Origin of the sequence: Hyphococcus sp. (genome assembly GCF_965267305.1) — a bacterium.
GTDB lineage: Bacteria > Pseudomonadota > Alphaproteobacteria > Caulobacterales > Parvularculaceae > Hyphococcus.
The window spans coordinates 3,976,894-4,000,370 of record NZ_OZ253945.1; the positions used below are offsets into that span (position 1 = coordinate 3,976,894).

Genomic DNA, 23,477 nt, shown 5'->3' on the forward strand with positions numbered 1-23,477 from the left:
CAAAAGGCTTTTCCAGAAGGTCGGTCTCTGTAATGATGCCGGCCTTCGCTCAAGGGAGGGCTTCAGGAATGAAAAAAGACTTGCTGGCGTGGACGCTGTCTGGCTGCGTATTGTCAGGATCTGCGCTCGCCGCAGATGAGCCTTCAAGCCCGTTCAGGCCATTGCCCGTGGAAAACGCTGCGGAAGAAAAGGCCGCTGAGGCGCTAACACTTGATCTTGTGATCACCCATCTCGGCGAGGGTGAAGGTCCCGTGCGCGTCAGCATCGAAACGGAGGACAGCTGGTTCGTTGACGACGCCGAACCGTTCCGCACCTTCACGCTGCCCCGCACAGCGGAGAACGAAGTCACGCTGCATGTGGACGATCTGCCGCCTGGCGAATACGCAATCAGGGTTTTTCACGATGAAGACGGGGACAACGAACTGAACCGGAGATTTTACGGTCCTCCGAAGGAGCCCTATGGCTTCTCAGGCGCGAAAACCGACCGCATGCTCCCGAAATCCTTCGACTATGCGAAGTTTCATTTCGACAAGCCGATGGCCATGACCATCACCCTGCGCGGATAGGCTCAGCGACGCCCCTGTCGGTTTTCATCAGCCGGTCCCAGAACCGGAAATAAAGCCCGTAATTGGCGCTGTAATTGGTATGGTGCACATTGTGGTGGCTCGCCGAAATGAAATGCGCGCCAAGCGGGCCTTTGAGCCAGCGTTCCGGAACGATCTCCCAGCCGGCGTGATTTGCGACGCTGCAAAACGTCATGAAGACCAGAACGAACAGCACCGCGCCCACATGGATGGGAATGAAAAACGCCGCCGCAGGCAGAATCCAGGCGGAGATGATCGCCTCCCAAGGATGAAATGAAAACGCCGCCCAGGGCGTCGGCTGGCGCGAGCGGTGATGGGAAAGATGCGTCGCCCGGAAAAGTCTCGGATGATGCATGGCGCGATGGGTCCAGTAAAAATAGGAATCGTGGATCATCAGATAGATCATCACGCTGACGGGCAGATAGATCCAGCCGAGGGCGCCGGAGACTGGTCCCGCATAGATTGCCGTGCCGCCGTTCAAATAGCTCGCGAAAACTATGGCGCCGGGCGCTGCGTAGATCGCGGAGGAGGCGAGTGACATGGTGACTTCATGTCTGACGGTCTTGGCGTTGGGACGGCGCTCGGCGAGGCGGCGCGCCCGGACTTTTTCTTCCGGCCGTCCCCATAGGAGATAGTAGAAGAGGCCGGCGATCAGGAAATAGCGCGCCCAGATGATCGCCGTGAGCTGGAGATAAATCACAAATGTATCGGCGAAACTCACGGGAGAGGGGCCTTTTTGCCGGGCGCGAAGTCACAGTGTATTCGCTTCCACTATCGCCTATAATCCACAAGGCTGGCAATGGAGGCGGACGGCTTGAGTATTCCCAACAGGGTGGACATCGCGATTGCGGGGGGCGGGCTATCCGGCGCGCTGATCGCTTACCGTCTTCGCCTGTTGCGCCCCGATGTCTCTGTGGCGCTGGTGGAGCAGGGGGCCTCGCTCGGCGGCAATCACACATGGTCATTTCATGAAGCGGATGTCAGCCCAGAGACGCGTGAGTGGCTGTCTGCTTTCGTGTGTCGGCGCTGGGAGCGTCAGGCGGTTATTTTTCCGAACTATCATCGCGTTCTCGAAACGCCATATTGCTCTATCTCGTCGTCGCGGCTGCATGATGTCGCTGCGCCGCGGCTCGGCGACGGGCTGGTCCTGAATGCAGACATCGAAGAGGTCATGGCTGACGGCTTGCGCCTCGCAGGCGAGCGCGTGATTAATGCGGGGGCGGTGATTGACGCCCGCGGCGCGCGCCAGAGCGACCGGCTTGCCCTCGGGTTTCAAAAATTCATCGGACAGGAACTCGAATTCACCGCGCCCCATGGGCTGGATGCGCCAGTCATCATGGACGCCAGCGTGCCGCAGGAAGACGGCTACCGCTTTTTATATGTTCTGCCGTTTACGGAGAAAACCGCGCTGGTGGAGGATACGCGCTACGCCGACGGCGCATCCCTCGACCGCGAGGCTCTGCGCAAGGGCGTTGCTGACTACTGCGCCTCGCGCGGCTGGACGATTTCAAAGGTCCTGCGGGAGGAGGAAGGCGTCTTGCCCATCGCGCTCGCGGGCGACATCGAGGCTTTTCTGGACGAAAGCGAGGCGGGCGTCGCCCCGGCCGGCATGCGCGCCGCGCTCTTCCATCCGCTCACCGGTTATTCACTGCCCGATGCGGCGGCGCTTGCGGAACTGATTGCGGCGCAGGAAGATCTTTCGGGCCCAGCGCTGGCCCGCCTTGTTCGCGATCATAGTGTCTCGCTCTGGCGGCGCCGCGGCTTCTACCGCCTGTTGAGCCGGATGCTTTTTAGCGCCGCAGAGCCCGATCAGCGCTACAAGGTGCTGCAGCGGTTTTACAGTCTGCCGCAACCGCTCATCGAGCGGTTCTATGCGGGCGAAACACATCTCGGTGATCGGGCGCGGATCCTCGCCGGAAAACCGCCGGTGCCGGTGAGCCGCGCTCTTGGCTGTCTCGGCGAGGCGAAGTATCTGAAACGCGCAATGGGCGCGGAAAGACAAGAGGCGTGATGACAAAAGCAGCGGTGATCGGTTCGGGATTCGGCGGGCTTGCGCTCGCCATTCGGCTGCAGGCGGCGGGCGTCGATACGGTGCTCTTCGAAAAACGCGACCGGCTGGGCGGGCGCGCCTATGTCTATGAGCAGGACGGCTTCACCTTCGACGCAGGTCCCACCGTCATCACCGATCCGTCGGCGCTTGAAGAACTGTTCGATTTAAGCGGCCGCAAGCTGTCCGACTATGTAAAGCTCCTCAACGTCGATCCGTTTTACCGGCTCCTCTGGGAAGACGGCTATTCCTTCGACTATTGCAGCGACGAGGCGCGGCTGCTGGAACAGATTCGCGCGAAAAATCCGCCGGACGCCGAAGGCTATCAGCGGTTTCATGAATATTCCGTCGAGCTTTTCCGCGAGGGCTATCTGAAGCTAGGCGCCGTGCCTTTTCTGAACTTCTGGTCGATGATCCGCGTCGCGCCGCAGCTCATCGGCCTGCAAAGCTATCGCAGCGTCTATGACCGGCTCGGGGATTTCGTCAAAGATCCGCAGCTCCGCCAGGCGTTTTCCTTCCATACGCTGCTGGTGGGCGGCGATCCTTTCAAGACATCGGCGATCTATGCGCTCATTCATGCGCTGGAGCGCAAATGGGGCGTGTGGTTTCCCCGCGGCGGCACCGGCGCGCTGGTCAGCGGCATGGGGCGGCTGTTCACCGATCTCGGCGGCGAACTGCACCTGAATGCGCCGGTGAAAGAAGTGACCGTTGAGGACGGCAGGGCGCAAAAGGTCATCCTTGAATCCGGTGTCGAGGTTCAGGTGGACGCCGTCGCCTCCAACGCCGACATCGTTCACACTTACGAAAAGCTCCTCGGCAAAACGCCGTCAGCGGCGAAGACTGCGCGGCAAATCAAAGGCAAACGCTTTTCCAATTCGCTTTTCGTCGCCTATTTCGGCCTGAAGCGAAAACATCCGAACATCGCGCATCACACGATTATTTTCGGTCCGCGTTATCGCGAGCTCATCTCGGAAATTTTTTCCGGCCCCAACCTGCCCGATGATTTCTCGCTTTATCTGCACCGGCCGACGGCGACAGACCCGGCACTCGCGCCCGAAGGTTGCGACGGGTTTTATGTTCTCTCGCCCGTTCCCAATCTCGGCAAGGCGGAGATCGACTGGTCCGTTGAAGGTCTGAAATATCGCGACCGCATTTTTAAATATCTGGAGGAGCGATATATCCCGGGGTTGACGCAAGACCTCGTCACATCGCGGATCTTCACGCCGGCGGATTTCCAAACGGAATTGAACGCGCATCTCGGTTCCGCGTTCTCGATCGAGCCGATCCTCACCCAGTCCGCCTATTTCCGGACCCACAATCGCGACGACCAGATTTCCAATCTCTATTTCGTCGGCGCAGGGACCCATCCGGGCGCAGGCATACCCGGCGTTGTGGGGTCGGCGAAGGCGACGGCGGGGTTGATGCTCGATGATTTCGGAATAGCCTCTCTGCCGGAAGCGGCGGAATAACGTGACCGTCGTCGCCAGCGAGCGCGCGACCGCCCGCGAGGCGCTGTCCGCTTATGGCAAACAAACGATCAAACAGGGCTCGAAAAGTTTCGCGCTTGCTTCGCTCCTTTTCGGACGGGAGATGCAGGCCGACGCGCAGATGCTTTACGCCTGGTGCCGGCATTGCGACGACGTGATCGACGGCCAGTCCATGGGCGAGGACGCGCCCGATGCGGCGATGACCAAGGGTGAGCGACGGCGCCGGCTTGCGCGACTCAGAGAACAAACACGGGCCAGCCTCAAGGGCGAATATGTCGGCGAACAGGCCTTCGACGCCTTCGCTGAAGTCGCGCGGCGCCATCGGATGCCGGAGCAATATCCCTTCGATCTCCTCAATGGTTTCGCCATGGATGCGGAGGAGGTGCGGTTTGAGACTCTGAACGATACGCTGCGTTATTGTTACGGCGTCGCCGGCGTTGTCGGGATCATGATGGCGATCCTGATGGGCGTCGATCGCGACGACGAAGAAACCCTCGATCGCGCCTGCGATCTCGGTCTTGCCTTTCAGCTCACCAATATTTGCCGGGATATCTATGACGATGCGCGGGCCGGACGTGTTTATGTTCCCGCGCAAATCCTGACGGGCGAGGGCGTTCCCGCTGAGCCCGCATCCATCCTCGATCCCGCAAACAAGGAAGCGGTCTGGAAGGCGGCGCTGAAACTCCTCGACATTGCGGATGAGTATTACGCATCCGCCACGTCGGGGGTGCGGCGCCTGCCGCCTCGCGCGGCGGCGGCGGTGGCGGCGGCGCGCAATATCTATCGCGACATCGGCCGGCGCATTCGCGAGGGCGGACCGGATGTCTGGCGCGGGCGCGTCGCTGTTTCCGGACCGCGCAAGGCGTCGCTCGCTCTCGCTGGTCTTGCAACCGGCGCGCCTGCGTCGATCTTTTTGAGACGTTCGCAAACGCCGCCCCGCAACGCGCTCTGGAGCCGCAAGTCTATTCGAGGGGCGGCAGATTGCTCTTGACGGCCGCGCTTCTGAGACGCGCGCCTTCTGTCTTTTTCATCATCTTTTTCAAATGCTGCGGGCTCGGCGCGAAGATGAAGCCGAAAGAAACGCAGCCCTCTTTCGATTCGACCGCATGATGCAGCCGATGCGCCTGCACGACCCGGGCGAGATAGCCTTTTTTCGGGCGAAGCCCGAGATCGATGCGCCGGTGCACCAAGACGTCGTGAAACAGAAAATAGATAAGACCGTACCCGAAAATGCCGATACCCGCGGCGAGGGCCGGGGCATACCCCTGAACCCCAATGTAAATGAGAATGATCGAGGGGATGGCGAAAAACACCGCGAACCAGTCGTTCTTTTCAAACGCGCCTTCGCGCGGCTCATGATGCGACTTGTGCAGGGACCACAAAAAGCCGTGCATGACGTAACGATGCGCAAGCCAAGCGACGCCTTCCATCAACAGGATGAAAGCGATGACGACTGAGATGAAGGCGAACGGCGACATATGGCGATTATAGCAGTCTCGCCGCAGGCGCGCGACGCGGCGAAATGTGTTGAAGCTGGGCTTGCCTTCTCAGGTGGCTTGGGGGCGGCCGTGCCGGATCGCGGTCCCGTCTTTAAGGCCGCGCACGCCGAACTTGGCCCCGATCTTGCGGGCGAGGGCGGCAAGGAGAGCCGGCTTGCCGGGTTTCGCCTCCTCGGCAAGATCGATCGCGCGCTGCAGCCAGCGCCCTGCGGAAAGCCGGGCGCCGTCGCGGCCGAGCAGGCTGACAACGGTCGACTTGCCTTCGTCCTGGGAGACGTCCTTGCCGGCGGTTTCGGTCGTCGATTCGACGTCGATGACATCGTCGAACGCCTGATAGGCTAGGCCCAGCGCGACGCCATAGTCGTGCATCTTCCTGACGTTATGCTCATTGGCGCCCGCAAGCTCCGCGCCGATGGCGGCGGCCGCGGCGAAAAGCGCGCCGGTTTTTTCAAGATGGCGTTGTTCGATTTCGTTGAGCGACGGACCGTCGGCGCCGCCGCCGCACATAATGTCGCGTTCCTGTCCGCCGGCTAGCCCTTCCGGGCCAACCGCTTTGGTGAGGTAAGAGATCGCCCGAATCTTCTGCGCAGGATCGCCGGCTTTTCCATTGGCGATAACGCGATAGGCTTCGTTGAGAAGGGAAACCGCGGCGAGCATGCCTGTGCCCTCGCCGAAAACGACATGAGTCGCGAGGCGGCCGCGGCGCAGGCGCGCATCGTCCATGGAGGGAAGATCGTCCATGATCAGCGAGGCGGCATGCACCATCTCGATGGCGCAGGCGGCGTCCAAAGCGTCTTCGATGTCGCCGCCATGCTCCGCATGGGCGAGGAGCGTGATGATGGGCCGAAAGCGCTTTCCCGGAGACAGCAGCGCATGACGCATGGCGCATACAAGGCGCGTGTCATGGGGCGTTTCGCGATAAAGTTCGCAAAGGCGGCTGTCGATTTTCTGACGCAAGGCGTCGACAGCGCCGGCGTTTAGCGATTCGAAATCCGCTGGACCGCGTTTCTCAAACGCCACATCGCGCCTCCCTTATCAACAAGCGTCAGGAACATCTTGCAGGTTGATGATGCACGAATCCCGCTCATTGGGAAATATATCAATTTTAAGACGGCGTTTGTTGAATAAAGCGCGGCCCAAAGCGGGAAAACTTTCCTGTCCTGAAACAGGGCAATGCTGCGTTCGCGGTCTGTTCCTTGGTTTTGTCGCTTGTCAAAGAGCGGCGTGAAGTTTGTGTCCTGGACGGTAATGGAGCCGCATGGTCGTCACATGGCGATCATTGAGCCATGTGGTGCGGTCGATGATAAAAAGCGCGGCGCCTTCCGGGACATCGAGCGCCGCCGCTTCGCGCGCCCCAGCGGGCGCCGCGGAAAAAGCGACGTCGCCGCTCGAATAGGGTGCGTGTTTCAACAGCCACTCATTCGCGCTGATGTCATTGAGCGGCGCATCGACGATGCCCGGCGCCGCGGCAATATTCACCCAGCGGTCTTCAAAGGCGTAAGGCGCGCCGTCGGCGAGATGCACCGTCTGGAGGTGCAGGACGCGATCTCCGGTTTTGAGATGCAGACGTGCGGCGACGGCGCCGGGCGCCGCGATGTTTTCGCGAAGCAGGAGATGCGGACGGTATTGGGCGCCCGACGCTTCCACTTCTTGGCGGATGAGCGGAATGTCGAAACGAGCGCGCTTCACCGGAATTTCTTTCAGCCGCGTTCCCGCGCGGCGCTTGCGTTCGATGAGGCCGTCCTCAGCCAGAGACTGCAGCGCGCGGTTCACCGTGGTCCTCGCGCAGCGATATTCATCGGCGAAGTCGGCTTCTCCGGGCATCAGGGCGCCGGGCGCCCATTCGCCGGAAGAGATCCGCTCACGGATGGCCTCCCGGATCGCGTGGTGGCTGCGTTCGTTCACAGCTCGCTCCGAAGGCGCAACATGACCTTGTTAAATCGCGCGGCGATGGCGTCGCGTTTGATGTGGCGGCCGTCTTTCACCATATGCCGCCCTGCGGCCCAGACATCAGTGACGAGACGATCGCCGCCCGCGAAAATCCAGGCGTCCAGGAGCCGGTCGCCGGAAAGGCCGGCAAGATCGGGCGCGGCGGTGTCGAGCGCAAAAAGGTCAGCGAGCGCTCCAGCTTCAATGCGGCCTGCATCGCGGCCGAGGGCCGATGCGCCGCCTTCTGCAACAGCTTCGAGCATGCGCCGTCCGCAGGATTTTTCCGGCGTTGCGAGCACCGCGCGCTCGCGGTCGCGAAGCCTCTGGGAATGTTCCAGGGCGCGCAATTCTTCCGAAAGCGAAATGCGAATGTTCGAGTCGGAGCCAAGGGCCAGCGCTCCCCCAGCCGATAAGTAATCGCGCGCTGGAAAAATCCCGTCGCCGAGATTGGCTTCCGTGATCGGGCAGACGACGATGCCGGCGCCCGAAGCGGCGAGAGCTTTCGTTTCCGTTTCGGTCATTTGCGTCGCGTGGACGAGACGCCAGTCGGCGCCGATCTTCATTTTGTCGAGCAGCCATTCCACCGGCCTTGCGCCGAGATGGACAAGGGCTTCGTCGACTTCGCCGGTCTGTTCGGCGGCGTGAATGTGCACCGGCGCGGTGCGCTGAAGTCCGGCGGCAAAGCGCAGCGCCGTTTCGTCGACAGCGCGCAAGGAATGCGGCGCCACGCCGAGACGCGCGTCGCCGGGAAGATTTGCAAGTCCCGTGCGCGCTTTTTCAAAAAGGTTCTCAAATGTATCGAGCGTGTTTCCGAAACGGCGTTGCCCGCCTTGAAGCGCGCGCCCGTCCATGCCGCCGCGCATATAAAGCACCGGCAGATGCGCATAGCCGATGCCGGTTTCCGCAGCAGCGGAGAACATGCGCTCGCCCAGTTCGGCTGGGTTTTCGTAAGGCGTCCCGTCCGGCTGGTGGTGGAGATAGTGAAACTCGCCGATCGCGGCGAAGCCCGCCTCGAGCATTTCCATCTGCACTTGCGCGGCGATGGCTTCGATGTCGTCGGGCGTCAGGCGCTCCACGAAATGATACATGAGCGTGCGCCAGGTCCAGAAATCGTCATGGGCGGCGGAGCGGTATTCGGTGAGACCGGCCATGGCGCGCTGAAAGGCGTGAGAGTGGGCGTTGCCGGGGGCGGGCAGGAGCGCGCCGACTTTGACTCCTTGCGAGTTGGCGTTGGGGGTCACGGCGACGATTCGGCCGTCGGCGCCGATTTCCACCGAGACGTTTTGCGCCCACCCTTCAGGGGTAAGGGCTTCGCGCGCGAAAAGTCTTGTTGAGGCCACGGCTTGCAACTCCGCCTAATATGTGCATACATAATAGCTAATAAACTGCACATATCAAGCGGCGATCCGCCGTTCAGATCAATCGAGGCTCATATGAGCGCCACCTTGACGCCAGGCGAGGCGAGCCTCGCTTCGCTTGAAAAGCTCTATCGGGAGAAGGGGGCTTTCGGTCTCGATCCTTCGGCGCGCGCCGGGATTGAGCGGTCTGCGGGTGAAATCGCGAAGGCGGCGGCGGGCGCCGCGCCCGTCTATGGCGTCAACACAGGATTCGGAAAACTCGCCTCTGTGCGGATCGGCAGTGATGATCTCGCGCAGCTTCAGCGCAATCTCATTCTTTCTCACAGCGCGGGCACCGGCGCGCCGCTCTCTCCCGAAGTGACGCGGCTGGTGATGGCGCTGAAACTCCTGTCGCTCGGACGCGGCGCCTCCGGGGTTCGCTGGGAGGTCATCGAACAGGTCGAAAAATTCATCGCCGCCGACATTCTCCCCGTCATTCCGTCGCAAGGCTCTGTCGGCGCCTCGGGCGATCTGGCGCCGCTTGCGCATATGACGGCCGCGCTGATCGGCGAGGGCGAAGTTTTCCATTGCGGCGAAAAGAAAGCCGCGCGCAACGCCATGGCGGCGGAGGATATCGAGCCGCTGGTGCTGTCGGCCAAAGAAGGCCTCGCCATGATCAACGGCACCCAGGTGTCGACGGCGCTCGCTTTGTCGGCCCTCTTCGACGCATGGCGGCTCGCCCTTTCTTCGATCACCACAAGCGCGCTCGCTATCGAGGCGGCCATGGGAACGGCCGCGCCGTTTCATCCGGAGATTCATACGTTGCGCGGCCATCGCGGCCAGATCGAAACGGCGCGGCGCCTGCGCGAATTGCTCGACGGGTCGCAGATCATTACGAGCCACATCGAAGGCGACGAACGCGTGCAGGATCCCTATTGCCTGCGCTGCCAGCCGCAGGTGGCGGGTGCCTGTCTCGATCTTCTGCGTCAGGCGGCCTTTACGCTTGAAGTCGAAGCCAACGCCGTCACGGATAACCCGCTGGTGCTGGCGGGCGGCGAGATCGTTTCGGGCGGCAATTTCCATGCGGAGCCGGTGGCGTTTGCCGCGGACCAGATCGCGATTGCATTGTCGGAGCTCGGATCGATTTCCCAGCGCCGCATCGCGCTGTTGGTGGACCCGGCGTTGAGTTACGGATTGCCTGCATTCCTGACGCCGAAGCCGGGACTGAATTCCGGCCTGATGATTGCGGAAGTGACGTCCGCCGCGCTCATGAGCGAGAACAAGGCGCTTTCCAATCCACGCTCTGTCGATTCGACGCCGACTTCCGCCAATCAGGAAGATCATGTCTCCATGGCGTGCCACGGCGCCCGGCGTTTGCACGAGATGAACGAAAACCTTTCCGGCATCATCGCCGTCGAAGCGATGGCGGGCGCGCAAGGTGTCGAGATGCGCGCGCCGCTGGAGACGAGCCCGGTGTTGAAAGACGTCATCGCCGCCATTCGCAAAGAATGCGCGCCCATGGGCGCAGACAGAATCCTTTCCAATGATATCGATAGACTAAAGCAACTGGTCCGGTCGCCGGCGATGTCCGAACATGCCGGCGTCGCGCCCATCGCTTTGGGCGCGTCATGACTCCTGTAACGGTCATATCGGGCGAGGGGCCGGTCATTCTTGGACAGCCCCATAGCGGCGTATTCGTCCCCGATGAGATCAGGGCGCGGTTGAACGAACGCGGGCGCGCGCTCGCCGATACGGACTGGCATGTGGACCGGCTCTATGACGGGCTTTTAGCCAACGCGACAATCGTGCGCGCGAATTCCCACCGCTATGTGATCGACGCCAATCGCGACCCGTCGGGCGCCAGCCTTTATCCCGGACAGAACACGACCGGGCTCGTGCCCTTTACGGATTTCAATGGCGAAGCGATCTGGAATACGCCGCCAACTGTAGAAGAAATCGAATGCCGCCGCATGGACTATCACGCGGTCTATCATTTGACGCTGGCGTCAGAGATCGACCGCGTGCGCGACGCCCATGGCGTGGCGGTTCTTTATGACTGCCACTCGATCCGCTCGCATATTCCGTATCTCTTCGACGGAAAGCTGCCGGACCTCAATATCGGCACGAACAATTCTGCGACCTGTGCAAAGGCCATTGAAGAAGCGGTCGCAGATGTCTGCGCCGGTTCCGATTTTTCCTATGTCGTGAACGGACGGTTCCGCGGGGGCTGGACCACACGCCATTATGGCGAACCGCAATACGGCGTCCATGCGATCCAGATGGAGATCGCCCAGAGCGCCTATCTCGATACCGAAAGTGCGCCGTTTTCCTACAGCGAAACGAAAGCGGAAAAATTGCGCGCAATCTTGAAACAGATTCTGGAGCGCATCGAAAAGCTTGCGCTCTTTGGTGAATTGAACGGAGCCGATGATGACTGACCGATTTGCGAATAAGCGCGATGTGAAAGCCCCCACGGGAACGGAGCTGAACTGTCTTTCCTGGACGACGGAAGCGCCGTTCCGCATGTTGCACAACAATCTCGATCGTGCGGTGGCGGAGAACCCGGACGAACTCGTCGTCTATGGCGGGATAGGCCGCGCCGCGCGGTCATGGGCCGATTTCGACGCCATCGCCGAGACGCTGAAGACTTTGCGGGAAGATCAAACGCTGCTGGTGCAGTCCGGGAAACCGGTCGGCGTTTTTGAAACCCACAAGGATGCGCCCCGCGTTCTGATCGCCAACTCCAACCTGGTGCCGCATTGGGCGAACTGGGATCATTTCTCCGAGCTCGATAAAAAGGGCCTGATGATGTACGGCCAGATGACGGCGGGCTCATGGATTTATATCGGCACGCAAGGGATTGTTCAGGGTACATATGAAACCTTCGTGGAGGCGGGCCGTCGGCATTATGACGGCAACCTCAAGGGCAAATGGATTTTGACCGGCGGTCTTGGCGGCATGGGCGGTGCGCAGCCGCTCGCCGCGGTGATGGCCGGCGCCTGTTGTCTCGCTGTTGAATGCGACGAAGACCACATCGATTTCCGGTTGCGCACGCGTTATCTCGACGAAAAGGCGAAAACTCTCGACGAAGCGCTCGAAAAAATCGAACGCTGGAGGAAGGCGGGGGAGGCGAAGTCCGTTGGCCTTCTCGGCAATGCGGGCGATGTTTTCCCTGAGATTGTGAAGCGGGGCGTGAAGCCTGACATCGTCACCGACCAGACTTCGGCGCATGATCCGGTGAACGGCTATCTCCCCATCGGCTGGACCTTGGGCCAGTGGCGCGAGAAACGCGAAAGCGATCCGAAAGCGGTGGAGAAGGCTGCGCGCGCCTCCATGAAAATACAGGTTCAGGCGATGCTCGATTTCTGGAACGCAGGCGTTCCGACGCTCGATTACGGCAACAACATTCGACAGGTCGCATTTGACGAGGGCCTCAAAGACGCGTTCGATTTTCCGGGATTCGTGCCGGCGTATATCCGTCCGCAATTCTGCCGCGGCATCGGCCCGTTCCGCTGGGCGGCGCTATCCGGTGATCCGCAAGACATTTACCGCACCGATGAAAAGGTGAAGGAGCTGCTCCCCGACAATAAGCACCTTCACAACTGGCTCGACATGGCGAAGGAGCGCATCGCGTTTCAGGGATTGCCGGCGCGCATCTGCTGGGTGGGCTTGGGCGACCGTCATCGCCTCGGCCTCGTTTTCAATGAAATGGTGGCGAAGGGCGAGTTGAAAGCGCCGGTGGTGATTGGCCGCGATCATCTCGACTCAGGCTCCGTCGCGAGCCCCAACCGCGAAACCGAAGCCATGAAGGACGGCTCGGACGCGGTTTCAGACTGGCCGCTCCTTAATGCGCTGTTGAACACCGCGTCGGGCGCGACCTGGGTGTCGCTGCATCATGGCGGCGGTGTCGGCATGGGCTTTTCCCAGCATGCAGGCATGGTGATCGTCGCCGACGGCACCGAAGACGCGGCCCGGCGCCTGAAGCGGGTCCTGTGGAACGACCCTGCGACCGGCGTCATGCGCCACGCCGACGCCGGCTATGAGGACGCCATCGACTGCGCCCGGGAAAAGGGACTCAATCTTCCCGGCATTCTCTAAAGATTTCCCGGGTTTCATATTCGCCGCATTGCGGGCGCGCGGAATCGGCGCGACAATGTCGGCTCGCGGGAGAAAGGGAAAAAAAGACCATGGGGAAAACTTTCGCCGGACTGGGCGTGCTGGCCGCCATCATTTTGGCGGGTTGCGGCGCGGAGAATAATGCGGCTGAAACCGCAGCAAGCGCCGAGCCGGGCGCCGTCAGCCTGAAGCCCTCCGTCACCCATGAGGCTGACCCGATGCAGGGACGGGCGCTCTTTGTGGAAAAAGGCTGCGTCATCTGCCACGCCGTCAACGGCGTGGGCGGCAAGGCCGCTCCGGCGCTCGACGCGGAAATCGGCGCGCCGCCGGTCGATCCCCTCGAATTCGCCGCCCGCATGTGGCGCGGCGCCCCGGCGATGATCGAGCTTCAGTCGATCGAGCTTGGCTATACGATCTATCTCACCGCCGACGACATCGCCAATCTCGCTGCCTTTTCCGCCGACCGCGACGCCCAGAAAGACCTTAAGCTCGAAGATTTGCCGGAAACCATCCGCTCGGGTCTCCTCGATGAGCGCTTCTGGGAAATGGAGAATTGGGACGATTACTTGAGCCGCGGCCGGGAGGGTGAATTCCCCGACGAGGTCGAGGAGCCGCTCGAGGCGAACGAGTAGGCGCTAGCGTCGCCAGGCTGGCCTCGCGGGGCCTGCGGTTTTCCGTCTCATATAGGGGCTTCGCGCCCTTCCGGGGCCCGAAAAAGCCCGGAATCTCATTGCCTTTGGCGGCGCACCTTTCTAGGTTCCGCCCCGAACTCGCTCCGGCCACGCGCCGGGCGCATCAAGACCTATTGGAGACGACTAGTGGCGAGCGCTGACTTCCTCCTCGACTGGCTGCCCATTCTTGTTTTCTTCGGGATCGCGCTGGTGCTGGCGCTGGGCTTCCTCGTCGCCCCGGCGATCATCGCGCCGAACGACCCGGACCCCGAAAAAGTCTCAACCTATGAATGCGGGTTCAACGCCTTCGACGACGCGCGGATGAAGTTCGACGTTCAGTTCTACATCGTCGCCATTCTCTTCATCATCGTCGATCTCGACGTGGCGTTTCTGTTTCCCTGGGCGGTGACGCTGTTCAATCCGGAGCTCGGCGCCGACCGTGATTTCCAGATTTTCGCCTTCTGGTCGATGTTCGTCTTCATCGCCGTCTTCGCCGTGGGCTTCTTGTATGAGTGGAAGAAAGGAGCGCTGGAATGGCGCTAGAGGAAACCAAGCTTCCTTACGGGACCGCTGCGCGCGCAGGCGGACCGGGCTATAATCCGAACGCGAAAGACCCGTTCTTCAAAGACCTTTCGGACCAGCTTGCGGATCGCGGTTTCATCACCGCGCCGGCGGACGCGCTCATCAACTGGGCGCGCACCGGCTCCTTGATGTGGATGACTTTCGGGCTCGCCTGCTGCGCCGTCGAGATGATGCAGGCGTCCATGCCGCGTTATGACGTTGAGCGGTTCGGTTTCGCCCCGCGCGCAAGCCCGCGCCAGTCGGACGTGATGATCGTCGCCGGCACCTTGACCAACAAGATGGCCCCGGCGCTGCGCAAGGTTTACGACCAGATGCCGAACCCGCGTTACGTCATCTCCATGGGCTCATGTGCGAATGGCGGCGGCTATTACCACTATTCCTATGCGGTGGTGCGCGGCTGCGACCGCGTCGTGCCGGTCGACATTTATGTGCCGGGCTGCCCGCCGACGGCGGAAGCGCTCGTCTACGGCATCCTGCAATTACAGAAGAAGATCCGCCGCGAAGGGTCGATTGTTCGGTAGGGATTGATGTCCGAAGAACTGAAAGAACTGGGCGAACATATCGCCGCGACCATCGACGCCGACATCCGCTCCTGGCGAGTGGAATATGGCGAGCTGACGATTGAAGTGACGGCGAGCCGCATCGTGCCGGTGATGCAGTTCCTGCGCGATGATCCTTTGGCGAAGTTTCTGGTGCTGATCGATCTGACCGCCGTTGATTATCCGCAGCGCGCCAAGCGCTTCGACGTCGTCTATCATCTCCTCTCCATGCACAATAATACGCGCATCCGCGTGAAGGCGCAGCTCGGCGAGGAAGAAACCATCCCGACCATCACGGAAGTCTTCCCCTGCGCCGACTGGTTCGAGCGCGAGGCGTTCGACATGTATGGCGTCGTCTTTTCCGGTCATCCCGATCTGCGCCGCATCCTCACCGATTACGGTTTCGAGGGGTATCCGTTGCGCAAGGACTTCCCGCTCACCGGCCATGTGGAAGTGCGCTATGACGACGAGCAAAAGCGGGTCGTCTACGAACCGGTGAAGCTCGTGCAGGAATTTCGCAATTTCGATTACCTCAGCCCATGGGAAGGCGCGCAATATGTGCTGCCGGGTGATGAGAAAGCTGAAGGGAAGGGCGCGTAAGCGATGACTGAGCGGCCGAACGGAAGAACTGGCCAATGTCTCTGTGGCGCTGTCAAATTCAAGACGCTTCCGAAAACGCAAGAAGACGGCGTTCATGTCGACGCCTGTCACTGCAGCATGTGCCGCCGTCTCGTGGGCGGACCGTTGATGGGCGTTTCTCTTGAAGCGGCGCCTGAGGTCGAAGGCGACAGCCAGCTGGGCGTCTATCAGTCCTCCGACTGGGCCGAGCGCCTCTTTTGCAAGACATGCGGCGCCAATCTTTTCTACCGCATGCGTGACGGCTCTATGCACTCCGTCAATGCCGGCGCTCTCGACGATCTGTCCGGCCTGAAGTTCACGACGGAAATATTTATCGATGAAAAGCCTGACTATTACGATTTCGCTCAGCCCACGAAAAAAATGACCGGTGCGGAAGTGATGGCGATGTTTGCGCAGGCGCAAGGAAACTAAAAATGGCTGACGGACATATCGCCCCCGAAGATTCAACTTCCGACGCCTCGTCGGAGCGCCAGTTCACGATCAATTTCGGGCCGCAACACCCGGCGGCGCACGGCGTCTTGCGCCTCGTGCTCGAACTTGACGGCGAGGTCGTCGAGCGCGTCGATCCGCATATCGGCCTTCTCCATCGAGGCACCGAGAAGCTGATCGAATACAAGACCTATCTGCAGGCGATCCCGTATTTCGACCGTCTCGATTACGTCGCGCCGATGAACCAGGAGCACGCCTTCTGCCTTGCGGCGGAAAAGCTCCTCGGGCTCGAAGTGCCGAAACGCGCGCAGCATATCCGCGTTCTGTTCTCCGAAATCGGGCGCATCCTGTCGCATCTTCTGAACGTCACGACGCAGGCGATGGATGTAGGCGCGCTGACGCCGCCGCTCTGGGGCTTTGAAGAGCGCGAAAAGCTGATGGTGTTCTATGAGCGCGCCTCCGGCAGCCGCATGCACGCCGCTTATTTTCGTGTCGGCGGCGTTCATCAGGACCTTCCCGAAGCGCTGATCGACGACATCGACGCCTGGTGTGACCAGTTCCCGCAAAAGGTGAAGGACATCGAAACCCTCATCACCGACAACCGCATTTTCAAGCAGCGCAATGTGGATATCGGCGTCGTCACGGCGGAGGAAGCCTTCGCATGGGGCTTCTCCGGCGTCATGGTGCGCGGGTCCGGCATCCAGTGGGATTTGCGCCGGGCGCAGCCTTACGAATCCTACTCGGAATACGAGTTCAAGATCCCCATCGGCAAGAACGGCGATTGCTGGGACCGTTACCTCTGCCGCATCGAGGAAATGTATCAGTCCGTCCACATCATGAAGCAGGCGATTGCGAAACTGCGCGAAACGCCGGGCCCGGTGATGACTACGGACGGCAAGGTCGCGCCGCCGCGCCGCGACAAGATGAAAGGGAACATGGAATCCCTCATTCATCACTTCAAACTCTACACGGAAGGCTTTCATGTGCCGGCGGGCGAGGTCTACACGGCGGTCGAGGCGCCGAAGGGCGAGTTCGGCGTCTATCTCGTTTCCGACGGAACCAACAAACCCTATCGCTGCAAGATCCGCGCGCCGGGCTATCCGCATTTGCAGGCTATGGACTGGATGAACCGCGGGCATTTGCTTGCGGACGTCTCCGCGATTTTGGGATCGCTCGACATCGTGTTCGGCGAGATCGATCGCTAACGAGCCTGATTTTCAATAGATTTCTGTAAAACACCCTGACTGTACTGTCAGGGTGTACACTGATGTTGTCCTATATTAGGCTTCCCGCGCGGGGCGTGAACGGGGGCTTTCATGAGACTTTTCGCAGTCATTCTGGCGTCGATTGCTGCGCTCGCGGCGACGGCGCAGGCTTATTTGTCATGGTATTATTTGGAAAAGCTGGAGAACCGGTGGCTGTTCGGCTCGGTTGAAGGGCGCAAACGACTCGCCTGCTCTCAACTCGTTTCCGCGACTACGAAATATCAGCGGCTAAGCAAGAATGTGGACGGATATTATTCCGCGGTCTTGCAAGAACAAGCTTCGCGTTTCAGTCGTTATCAGAATGACGAGCGCGGTGAAGAATTGGAGAAGCAGGCGGCCGTTGAAGCCAGGGCCGCCGTTTTGTGCCGGTTTCGCAGGGAAGCGAATACATTTTTCGATTTTCTTGATGAAGATCATCTCTATTTTACGAAAGAGGAAAAGAGCGCCCTCGGTTATGAAACGTTTCTTGAAATGCCTTCAGATCTTGATGATTATATTTCCCGTTTTGATGCGTCGACATTGACGAACTCGGAAGATGCTTTTCGCAAGGCTTTGGAGGTTGTGCAGCGCATTGGCGACCTGCACCCGAAAGTAGTCGAGGTCTGCAAGCCAATTCTTCTGGATTGACGAAGTCGGCCCGGCCGCTTGACGGGAGAGGCACGGCTTGAAATTTCACGGCTGACGCTTGAAAAGGGCGGCCATGAAAGTCCCCTCCGTCACCTGCGGCACCCACGGCAAGCAGCCCCAGACCTTTGTCTGCCGCCATATTGTCGAGTCCCTTAAAGAGGGGGAGCCCCGGGGCTTCTGGTGGAGCCGGGGGCCGGACGGCGTCTGGGACGCGATCTGCAATGACTGCAACGCCCTCGGCCAGGAGGCGTTCGACGCCCTCGGGCCCGACAATATCGCCGTCATCTGCCTCGGCTGCTTCGAGGATGCGGCGGCCCTCAACGAGGTGGAGCTGGAATAGCCACCTCCATGCCCTAAACCCGTAAAACCGCCCAAAACCGCGCCCGCGACCCCGTAAACCCTTCCGTTTTGCGGCCAATCAGTTATGTGTCGCAGCCAAATATGACGACCCCTTCTAGGAGAAGCGCCCATGGCGAGCCGCCGCCCCGCGAAAGACCAGCCCGCGTCCTTTGAATGGACGCCCGAGAACAAGGCCTGGTGCGACGCGCAGATGAAGAAATATCCGGAGTGCCGCCAGGCCTCCTGCGTGATCCCGTTCCTGTGGCGCGGCCAGAAACAGGAAGGCTGGTGCTCGATCCCCATGATGGAGGCGATCGCCCGCCAGCTCGATATGCCATATATCCGCGTCTACGAAGTCGCGACCTTCTATACGATGTTCAATTTGGCGCCGGCGGGGGAGTTCTTCGTTCAGGTCTGCGGCACGACACCGTGCATGTTGCGCGGCTCCGACGGCCTGCGCGAGACCTGCAAAAAAGTGATTGGCGCGGAAGGCCATGTGTCGGCGGACGGCAAGTTCTCCTGGCTCGAAGTCGAATGTCTCGGCGCTTGCGCCAATGCGCCCATGGTCCAGATTTCGACCAAAGAGGGCGATCATTATTACGAAGACCTGACGCCGGAAATTCTCGAAGACCTGCTGGCGAAACTCGCCCGCGGCGAGAAAGTGAAAATCGGCACGCAGCATCCGAACCGTCATTCGTCGGACCCGGAAGGCGAGAACACGACGCTCACCGATCCGAAACTTTATGACGGCAGCTATACGCAGCCCTTGAAGGAAATCCCGAATTCCGCGCCCAAAGCGCCGGCGGAGTAAGCCCAGAAAGCCCCGAGGTGACATTCATGAAGACCTGCACCCAATCAGCGCGCAGCGCCGCCTTCGCAGCCATCGCCGCTTTGACGGCGGGCTTGTGTTTCGCCGCGCAGCCGGCTTCGGCTGAAACCAATGCGGCGGTCACGACGCAGGATTTCGCCGCATGGCTCGATGGCTACAAGGAAGCGTGGGAGACGCGCGATGCGGATAAAGCCGGCGCGCTGTTCACCGCCGATGCGACCTATCACGAAAACCCTTTTGAGGACGTGATGCAGGGGCGCGCGGCGATTGAGGAATACTGGGCGGGCGTCACCGCCGACCAACGCGACGTCACTTTCACTTATGAAGTTCTGACCTGTTACGAAGACAAGTGCCTGGCGCAATGGCATGCGGCCTTCACCAGCGCCTCCGGCGGCGCCGCGATCGAACTTGACGGCGTTTTCCTGTGCGCGTTCGCCGACGCGCAAACGGTGAAGGCGCTGAAAGAGTGGTGGCACGTTGAGGTTACGCCAGTGGATGCGGCGGAGTAACGACACCCGTGCAGACGCCTGAAAGCATCAAACGCAAGGACGCCATGAAAGGGCTGATCAACATCGCCATGATGGAAGGCGCCGTGTTGATGCTCGTCGTCGGCGCGTATCTCTATACGGACGATCTCAACATCCTGATCGGCGGCGTCGCCGGGACGGCGATCGTTTTCGGGGCGATGACGGTGCGCTGGTTCAACGAAAGCAAAGCTGCGCTGAAACCGGCGTCGGACGAGGGCGCCCATGGCTGAGAATCGCAAGCAAAGCCCCCACTATATTCCGGAGCTCGATCCGGATAACCCGGAAAGCGGGCCGAAGGTGAAGCAACGCCTCCTCGTGTGGCTTTTGTCTGGCGGGTTGTTGTGCTTGGCGCTCGGGGCTTCGTTATATGCCGCCGGTCATCAAAAATCCGGCCTGATTATTGTCGCCATTGGAGTGGTCGCGCTGGCGCCGCTTCTGATTTGATTAGCAGTGACGCATTCGAACGGATGAAACATGCTCGAAGATAAAGACCGGATTTTCACGAACCTCTACGGCCTTCAGGACTGGCGTCTTGAAGCGGCGAAGAAGCGCGGCGCCTGGAACGGCACGGCGGATCTGATGGCGCTGGGCGGCGACTGGCTGATCCAGCAGATCAAGGATTCCGGATTGCGCGGCCGCGGCGGCGCCGGCTTCCCCACGGGCCTCAAATGGTCCTTCATGCCGAAGGAAGTCAAAGACCGTCCGCATTATCTCGTCGTCAACGCCGACGAGTCCGAACCCGGCACCTGCAAGGACCGGGAGATCATGCGCCACGATCCGCATCTCTTTATCGAAGGTTGCCTGATCGCGTCTTTCGCCATGAAGGCCCATGTCTGTTACATCTATATCCGCGGCGAATATGTGGACGAGCGCAACAATCTCCAGGCGGCCATCGACGAAGCCTATGCTGCGGGGCTCCTCGGCAAGAACGCGGCGGGCTCGGGCTGGGATTTCGATCTCTATGTGCATCACGGCGCCGGCGCTTATATCTGCGGCGAGGAGACGGCGCTGCTCGAAAGTCTCGAAGGCAAGAAGGGCCAGCCGCGCCTGAAGCCGCCTTTCCCGGCGGGCGCCGGTCTTTATGGCTGCCCGACCACTGTCAATAATGTGGAATCGATTGCGGTTTGCCCGACGATCCTGCGCCGCGGCGCCGGCTGGTTCCGCAAGTTCGGGCGCGAGAATAATCACGGCACCAAGATTTTTTCGATCTCCGGCCACGTCAACCGCCCCTGCAACGTCGAAGAAGCGATGTCGATTCCGCTGAAGCAACTGATCGACGTGCATTGCGGCGGCGTCAAAGGCGGCTGGGACAATCTCAAGGCCGTCATTCCCGGCGGATCGTCCGTGCCCTGCCTGCCGAAAGACATCTGCGACGACGTCTTGATGGATTTCGACGCGTTGCGCGATCACCGCTCCGGTCTCGGCACGGCGGCGGTCATTGTCATGGACAAATCCACCGACATGGTGCGCGCCATCGCGCGCCTCGCTTATTTTTACAAGCACGAGAGCTGCGGCCAGTGCACGCCCTGCCGCGAGGGCACAGGCTGGATGTGGCGCGTGCTTGAGCGCATGACGGTTGGCGATTCGACCACCGAAGAAATCGACAAGCTGCTCGAAGTCTCGACGCAGATTGAAGGCCACACAATTTGCGCGCTCGGCGACGCCGCCGCGTGGCCGGTGCAGGGGCTTATCCGTCACTTCCGTCACGAGATCGAAGAACGCATCAACACCTACCGCAACGACCGCCCGCATGTGGCGGTTGCGGCGGCGGAGTAAGCGTGGCGGCGATCCGGCGCGCGACGCTCGCCGATGTGGCGGGCTTAAGCGAACTGGGCGTTGCGACGTTTACTGAAACTTTCGCGCATCTTTACGAGGCCGAAGACCTCCGAGAGTTCCTCGCCTACAATCACTCCGCCGGCTATTACGAAGACTTTCTCAACGATCCGGAAGCCGCCGCCTGGGTGGCGGAAACGCAGGAAGGCGAGATGATCGGCTACTGCACGGCCGCGCCTTGCAGTCTCCCGGCGCCGGACATGCCGGAGAAGTCGGGCGAGCTCTGCCGGCTTTATCTCGACCGCGAGCGCCAAGGCCAAGGGCTCGGGACAGCCCTTCTCGAATCCGCGCTAGACTGGCTCGAGGAGCATTTCGAGCATCTCTATGTGGGCGTCTTTTCCGAGAATTTCGGAGCCCAAAAACTCTATCAACGCTACGGTTTCGAAAAGGTCGCCGAGTACCACTTTCTGGTCGGAAACCACCCCGATCTCGAATGGATCATGAAAAGAAGGTCACAAAAGGCTTAAAAAGCCCGATTTTATGGGCCTAAATGCGCTTTTTAGAGTCTCCTCACAAAGCGAATCATACGCAATAATGCCGGGACAGCAGGCGAAACACAGTGTTTTTGGCTGCTTTTCGCATTCAATGACTGATTGAAGGATACTGAAAATGGCCGTTAAACGGAAAACCGCAAAAAAGGCGCCGGCGAAGAAAAAAGCGCCTGCCAAGAAAACCGCCGCCAAAAAAGCGCCGGCGAAGAAAAAAGCCGCCGCTCCGAAGAAGCCGCTGCCTGACGTTCTGACGATCAAGCACCTCGCGGCGGAGCTTTCCGAAGCGCATGAAATGCCGAAGAAACAAGCGGAAGAAATCGTCTCCGATTTCATCGACCGCATGGGCGGCTACCTGAAAAAAGGCAAGAAGCTGCGCATCTCCGGTCTCGGCATTCTCCAGGTTCGCCACCGTGCGGCGCGCATGGGCCGCAACCCGGCGACTGGCGAAGCGATCAAGATCAAGGCTTCGAAAAAAGTCGCGTTCCGTCCGTCGAAAGACCTTAAAGAGCGCGTGCTCTAGTTTTTTAGGCAGACGCCGAAACGAAACGCCCGGTTTGCGATTGTTTGCAGCCGGGCGTTTTCTTTTTTACTTCCGGAAACGTTTCCTGAGATTGAGGAAGGGCTTTTCGTAGAAATAAAAGCTTGCTGCGGAAATTGCGATTGTTCCCGCTAGCGCCAGCGGAAATTCGAACCACAGATTGGAGAGGCCAAGTTTTCCGATCAGTATCTGCGCGGCGTAAACACACCACATATGATAAAGATACATGCCGTAGCTGATCGCTCCGATGAAGGCGACAGGCCGCCAGTCCAGAAGGGCTGTGGTTTTCGACGCCGGCGCCAGCACGATCGAGGCGATCCACAAGCTCATAAGGATATGCATGACAAGCCGGAACGCGCCGGAAATGTCGGCGGCTGGTATGTTGAACAAGACCAACAGCGCGCCCATGAAAACCAGCGGCGCATATTTGAAGCCGGCGAGGCGTTTTACGAGCGCGTAGCTTTTCTCGCGATGAAGAAGATGCGCCAGGCCGACGCCGAGAAGAATTGGCGTGAACGTCGAATCGAGAATTTCACGGCTGCCTGCAAATCCTTCGCCGAACGAGGCGTCGATAGCGGGATCGAGAACGCCGAAATTGATGAGCTGATTGACGATCAGCGCAACGAACCAGAACGCCGCGGCGGCGACCGGCGCGAAGAACGCCTCCACCAGAGGCCAGACGACATAAAACTGCTCCTCTGTGGCGAGCGACCAGGTGATGCCGAGATTGTTGGCGCCGGGATGAATCCAGTTCGACAGATAAAGCGCGTATATGGGAAATCCTTCTGCAAGACGCGCAGTGTCGGGGTCATCTGGTTTGAAGACAAGATAAACGCCCAGCATGGCGAACAGAAGCAAGTAATAAGCCGGCATCAACCGTAAAAACCGGCGCGCCCAGAAATTACGCAGCGAGATACGTCCGTTCTTTGCTTTCTCCCGCAGCAAAAGCGTCACGATCAGAAAACCGCTCAGGACAAAGAAAAGGTCTACGCCGGCGAAACCGCGCGCGAACATGGGCAGAAAATCAGGACGGGCACTGTGATGCCAGACCACGGCGACGATGGCGAGGGCGCGCAGCCCGTCGAGACCGGGAAAATATTTGCGCGCCTGATAGGATTGGTAGTCGGTCCCCATGACATCCTTGTTTTCGTATTGAGGCGCAGCTTCCG

Annotated in this window: 28 protein-coding genes; 22 read left to right on the forward strand and 6 right to left on the reverse strand. The window is 60.3% G+C overall.

The window, feature by feature from the left end:
- Positions 1 to 68: 68 nt before the first annotated feature.
- Positions 69 to 566, forward strand: a complete 498-nt coding sequence (locus ACQY5P_RS19245; RefSeq protein WP_428408496.1) for a DUF2141 domain-containing protein — start codon at positions 69 to 71, stop codon at positions 564 to 566.
- Here ACQY5P_RS19245 and ACQY5P_RS19250 read toward each other — a convergent pair.
- Positions 550 to 1,305, reverse strand: coding sequence for a sterol desaturase family protein (locus ACQY5P_RS19250; RefSeq protein ID WP_428408497.1), 756 nt, complete (start codon positions 1,303 to 1,305; stop codon positions 550 to 552). The two genes, ACQY5P_RS19245 and ACQY5P_RS19250, sit on opposite strands and share 17 nt — an antisense overlap.
- Before the next feature lie 93 nt (positions 1,306 to 1,398).
- Between ACQY5P_RS19250 and crtY the strand changes: the two genes are divergently transcribed.
- Genes crtY through ACQY5P_RS19265 form a run of 3 tightly spaced genes read left to right on the forward strand, consistent with a single transcriptional unit; the run spans position 1,399 to position 5,109 of the window.
- Complete coding sequence (gene crtY, locus ACQY5P_RS19255; RefSeq protein WP_428408498.1) at positions 1,399 to 2,595, forward strand: lycopene beta-cyclase CrtY; 1,197 nt, start codon at positions 1,399 to 1,401, stop codon at positions 2,593 to 2,595.
- Positions 2,595 to 4,100 (forward strand): phytoene desaturase, encoded by a 1,506-nt coding sequence (locus tag ACQY5P_RS19260; protein ID WP_428408499.1) that lies wholly within the window; start codon positions 2,595 to 2,597, stop codon positions 4,098 to 4,100. Before crtY ends, ACQY5P_RS19260 begins: the two co-directional genes overlap by 1 nt.
- A gap of 1 nt (position 4,101) precedes the next feature.
- The gene (locus ACQY5P_RS19265; RefSeq protein ID WP_428408500.1) at positions 4,102 to 5,109 is read left to right on the forward strand and encodes a phytoene/squalene synthase family protein; all 1,008 of its coding nucleotides are present in this window, start codon (positions 4,102 to 4,104) and stop codon (positions 5,107 to 5,109) included.
- On the opposite strand, the gene ACQY5P_RS19270 is transcribed toward ACQY5P_RS19265, so the two are convergent.
- From ACQY5P_RS19270 to ACQY5P_RS19285, 4 genes are all read right to left on the reverse strand, one after another.
- The gene (locus tag ACQY5P_RS19270; protein ID WP_428408501.1) at positions 5,081 to 5,596 is read right to left on the reverse strand and encodes a sterol desaturase family protein; all 516 of its coding nucleotides are present in this window, start codon (positions 5,594 to 5,596) and stop codon (positions 5,081 to 5,083) included. The two genes, ACQY5P_RS19265 and ACQY5P_RS19270, sit on opposite strands and share 29 nt — an antisense overlap.
- A 69-nt stretch (positions 5,597 to 5,665) precedes the next feature.
- Positions 5,666 to 6,637: a polyprenyl synthetase family protein gene (locus ACQY5P_RS19275; RefSeq protein WP_428408502.1), complete on the reverse strand. Its 972-nt coding sequence runs from the start codon at positions 6,635 to 6,637 to the stop codon at positions 5,666 to 5,668.
- Positions 6,638 to 6,829: 192 nt separating this feature from the next.
- On the reverse strand, positions 6,830 to 7,522 hold the full coding sequence (locus ACQY5P_RS19280; RefSeq protein ID WP_428408503.1) for a GntR family transcriptional regulator: 693 nt from the start codon (positions 7,520 to 7,522) through the stop codon (positions 6,830 to 6,832).
- Complete coding sequence (locus ACQY5P_RS19285; RefSeq protein WP_428408504.1) at positions 7,519 to 8,886, reverse strand: formimidoylglutamate deiminase; 1,368 nt, start codon at positions 8,884 to 8,886, stop codon at positions 7,519 to 7,521. The genes ACQY5P_RS19280 and ACQY5P_RS19285 overlap by 4 nt, the downstream gene beginning before the upstream one ends.
- A 93-nt stretch (positions 8,887 to 8,979) precedes the next feature.
- Between ACQY5P_RS19285 and hutH the strand changes: the two genes are divergently transcribed.
- The 18 genes from hutH to ACQY5P_RS19375 all read left to right on the forward strand — a co-directional run bounded on the left by hutH (position 8,980) and on the right by ACQY5P_RS19375 (position 22,290).
- The gene (gene hutH / locus ACQY5P_RS19290) at positions 8,980 to 10,515 is read left to right on the forward strand and encodes a histidine ammonia-lyase (RefSeq protein WP_428408505.1); all 1,536 of its coding nucleotides are present in this window, start codon (positions 8,980 to 8,982) and stop codon (positions 10,513 to 10,515) included.
- Complete coding sequence (hutG, locus tag ACQY5P_RS19295; protein ID WP_428408506.1) at positions 10,512 to 11,321, forward strand: N-formylglutamate deformylase; 810 nt, start codon at positions 10,512 to 10,514, stop codon at positions 11,319 to 11,321. The genes hutH and hutG overlap by 4 nt, the downstream gene beginning before the upstream one ends.
- Positions 11,314 to 12,981, forward strand: a complete 1,668-nt coding sequence (gene hutU / locus ACQY5P_RS19300) for a urocanate hydratase (RefSeq protein ID WP_428410694.1) — start codon at positions 11,314 to 11,316, stop codon at positions 12,979 to 12,981. Before hutG ends, hutU begins: the two co-directional genes overlap by 8 nt.
- A gap of 89 nt (positions 12,982 to 13,070) precedes the next feature.
- On the forward strand, positions 13,071 to 13,631 hold the full coding sequence (locus ACQY5P_RS19305) for a c-type cytochrome (RefSeq protein ID WP_428408507.1): 561 nt from the start codon (positions 13,071 to 13,073) through the stop codon (positions 13,629 to 13,631).
- Positions 13,632 to 13,817: 186 nt separating this feature from the next.
- Positions 13,818 to 14,213, forward strand: coding sequence for an NADH-quinone oxidoreductase subunit A (gene ndhC, locus ACQY5P_RS19310; RefSeq protein WP_428408508.1), 396 nt, complete (start codon positions 13,818 to 13,820; stop codon positions 14,211 to 14,213).
- Complete coding sequence (locus ACQY5P_RS19315) at positions 14,204 to 14,773, forward strand: NuoB/complex I 20 kDa subunit family protein (protein WP_428408509.1); 570 nt, start codon at positions 14,204 to 14,206, stop codon at positions 14,771 to 14,773. Before ndhC ends, ACQY5P_RS19315 begins: the two co-directional genes overlap by 10 nt.
- Before the next feature lie 6 nt (positions 14,774 to 14,779).
- Positions 14,780 to 15,391: an NADH-quinone oxidoreductase subunit C gene (locus ACQY5P_RS19320; protein WP_428408510.1), complete on the forward strand. Its 612-nt coding sequence runs from the start codon at positions 14,780 to 14,782 to the stop codon at positions 15,389 to 15,391.
- Positions 15,392 to 15,394: 3 nt separating this feature from the next.
- Positions 15,395 to 15,841: a GFA family protein gene (locus ACQY5P_RS19325; RefSeq protein WP_428408511.1), complete on the forward strand. Its 447-nt coding sequence runs from the start codon at positions 15,395 to 15,397 to the stop codon at positions 15,839 to 15,841.
- Positions 15,842 to 15,843: 2 nt separating this feature from the next.
- The gene (locus tag ACQY5P_RS19330; RefSeq protein ID WP_428408512.1) at positions 15,844 to 17,064 is read left to right on the forward strand and encodes an NADH-quinone oxidoreductase subunit D; all 1,221 of its coding nucleotides are present in this window, start codon (positions 15,844 to 15,846) and stop codon (positions 17,062 to 17,064) included.
- Between the two features lie 111 nt (positions 17,065 to 17,175).
- Positions 17,176 to 17,751 (forward strand): hypothetical protein, encoded by a 576-nt coding sequence (locus tag ACQY5P_RS19335; protein WP_428408513.1) that lies wholly within the window; start codon positions 17,176 to 17,178, stop codon positions 17,749 to 17,751.
- Positions 17,752 to 17,824: 73 nt separating this feature from the next.
- Positions 17,825 to 18,091 (forward strand): hypothetical protein, encoded by a 267-nt coding sequence (locus ACQY5P_RS19340; RefSeq protein ID WP_428408514.1) that lies wholly within the window; start codon positions 17,825 to 17,827, stop codon positions 18,089 to 18,091.
- A 129-nt stretch (positions 18,092 to 18,220) separates the two neighbouring features.
- Positions 18,221 to 18,901 carry an NADH-quinone oxidoreductase subunit NuoE gene (nuoE, locus tag ACQY5P_RS19345; protein WP_428408515.1) on the forward strand — a complete coding sequence of 227 codons (681 nt, stop codon included), beginning with the start codon at positions 18,221 to 18,223 and terminating at the stop codon, positions 18,899 to 18,901.
- Positions 18,902 to 18,927: 26 nt separating this feature from the next.
- Entirely contained in the window at positions 18,928 to 19,428 is a 501-nt protein-coding gene (locus tag ACQY5P_RS19350; protein ID WP_428408516.1) for a nuclear transport factor 2 family protein, read from the forward strand.
- Between the two features lie 8 nt (positions 19,429 to 19,436).
- Positions 19,437 to 19,676, forward strand: coding sequence for a hypothetical protein (locus ACQY5P_RS19355; RefSeq protein ID WP_428408517.1), 240 nt, complete (start codon positions 19,437 to 19,439; stop codon positions 19,674 to 19,676).
- Entirely contained in the window at positions 19,669 to 19,890 is a 222-nt protein-coding gene (locus ACQY5P_RS19360) for a hypothetical protein (RefSeq protein ID WP_428408518.1), read from the forward strand. The genes ACQY5P_RS19355 and ACQY5P_RS19360 overlap by 8 nt, the downstream gene beginning before the upstream one ends.
- Positions 19,891 to 19,920: 30 nt before the next feature.
- The gene (gene nuoF / locus ACQY5P_RS19365; protein ID WP_428408519.1) at positions 19,921 to 21,222 is read left to right on the forward strand and encodes an NADH-quinone oxidoreductase subunit NuoF; all 1,302 of its coding nucleotides are present in this window, start codon (positions 19,921 to 19,923) and stop codon (positions 21,220 to 21,222) included.
- A gap of 2 nt (positions 21,223 to 21,224) precedes the next feature.
- Positions 21,225 to 21,746: an N-acetyltransferase family protein gene (locus ACQY5P_RS19370; protein WP_428408520.1), complete on the forward strand. Its 522-nt coding sequence runs from the start codon at positions 21,225 to 21,227 to the stop codon at positions 21,744 to 21,746.
- Positions 21,747 to 21,888: 142 nt separating this feature from the next.
- Positions 21,889 to 22,290 (forward strand): HU family DNA-binding protein, encoded by a 402-nt coding sequence (locus ACQY5P_RS19375; protein ID WP_428408521.1) that lies wholly within the window; start codon positions 21,889 to 21,891, stop codon positions 22,288 to 22,290.
- A gap of 66 nt (positions 22,291 to 22,356) precedes the next feature.
- Here ACQY5P_RS19375 and ACQY5P_RS19380 read toward each other — a convergent pair whose 3' ends face one another.
- Positions 22,357 to 23,442: an acyltransferase family protein gene (locus ACQY5P_RS19380; RefSeq protein ID WP_428408522.1), complete on the reverse strand. Its 1,086-nt coding sequence runs from the start codon at positions 23,440 to 23,442 to the stop codon at positions 22,357 to 22,359.
- Positions 23,443 to 23,477 lie beyond the last annotated feature (35 nt).

What these genes read in the sequence shown, in the direction of transcription:
- hutU (WP_428410694.1), top strand. Translation starts at nt 11,314, where the DNA reads ATGACTGACCGATTTGCGAATAAGCGCGATGTGAAAGCCCCCACGGGA.
- ACQY5P_RS19380 (WP_428408522.1), bottom strand. Translation starts at nt 23,442, where the DNA reads ATGGGGACCGACTACCAATCCTATCAGGCGCGCAAATATTTTCCCGGT.
- ACQY5P_RS19375 (WP_428408521.1), top strand. Translation starts at nt 21,889, where the DNA reads ATGGCCGTTAAACGGAAAACCGCAAAAAAGGCGCCGGCGAAGAAAAAA.
- ACQY5P_RS19245 (WP_428408496.1), top strand. Translation starts at nt 69, where the DNA reads ATGAAAAAAGACTTGCTGGCGTGGACGCTGTCTGGCTGCGTATTGTCA.
- ACQY5P_RS19335 (WP_428408513.1), top strand. Translation starts at nt 17,176, where the DNA reads ATGAGACTTTTCGCAGTCATTCTGGCGTCGATTGCTGCGCTCGCGGCG.
- ACQY5P_RS19325 (WP_428408511.1), top strand. Translation starts at nt 15,395, where the DNA reads ATGACTGAGCGGCCGAACGGAAGAACTGGCCAATGTCTCTGTGGCGCT.
- ACQY5P_RS19315 (WP_428408509.1), top strand. Translation starts at nt 14,204, where the DNA reads ATGGCGCTAGAGGAAACCAAGCTTCCTTACGGGACCGCTGCGCGCGCA.
- ACQY5P_RS19270 (WP_428408501.1), bottom strand. Translation starts at nt 5,596, where the DNA reads ATGTCGCCGTTCGCCTTCATCTCAGTCGTCATCGCTTTCATCCTGTTG.
- ACQY5P_RS19350 (WP_428408516.1), top strand. Translation starts at nt 18,928, where the DNA reads ATGAAGACCTGCACCCAATCAGCGCGCAGCGCCGCCTTCGCAGCCATC.
- ACQY5P_RS19305 (WP_428408507.1), top strand. Translation starts at nt 13,071, where the DNA reads ATGGGGAAAACTTTCGCCGGACTGGGCGTGCTGGCCGCCATCATTTTG.
- hutG (WP_428408506.1), top strand. Translation starts at nt 10,512, where the DNA reads ATGACTCCTGTAACGGTCATATCGGGCGAGGGGCCGGTCATTCTTGGA.
- ACQY5P_RS19360 (WP_428408518.1), top strand. Translation starts at nt 19,669, where the DNA reads ATGGCTGAGAATCGCAAGCAAAGCCCCCACTATATTCCGGAGCTCGAT.
- nuoF (WP_428408519.1), top strand. Translation starts at nt 19,921, where the DNA reads ATGCTCGAAGATAAAGACCGGATTTTCACGAACCTCTACGGCCTTCAG.
- ACQY5P_RS19260 (WP_428408499.1), top strand. Translation starts at nt 2,595, where the DNA reads ATGACAAAAGCAGCGGTGATCGGTTCGGGATTCGGCGGGCTTGCGCTC.
- nuoE (WP_428408515.1), top strand. Translation starts at nt 18,221, where the DNA reads ATGGCGAGCCGCCGCCCCGCGAAAGACCAGCCCGCGTCCTTTGAATGG.
- ACQY5P_RS19340 (WP_428408514.1), top strand. Translation starts at nt 17,825, where the DNA reads ATGAAAGTCCCCTCCGTCACCTGCGGCACCCACGGCAAGCAGCCCCAG.
- ACQY5P_RS19330 (WP_428408512.1), top strand. Translation starts at nt 15,844, where the DNA reads ATGGCTGACGGACATATCGCCCCCGAAGATTCAACTTCCGACGCCTCG.
- hutH (WP_428408505.1), top strand. Translation starts at nt 8,980, where the DNA reads ATGAGCGCCACCTTGACGCCAGGCGAGGCGAGCCTCGCTTCGCTTGAA.
- ACQY5P_RS19320 (WP_428408510.1), top strand. Translation starts at nt 14,780, where the DNA reads ATGTCCGAAGAACTGAAAGAACTGGGCGAACATATCGCCGCGACCATC.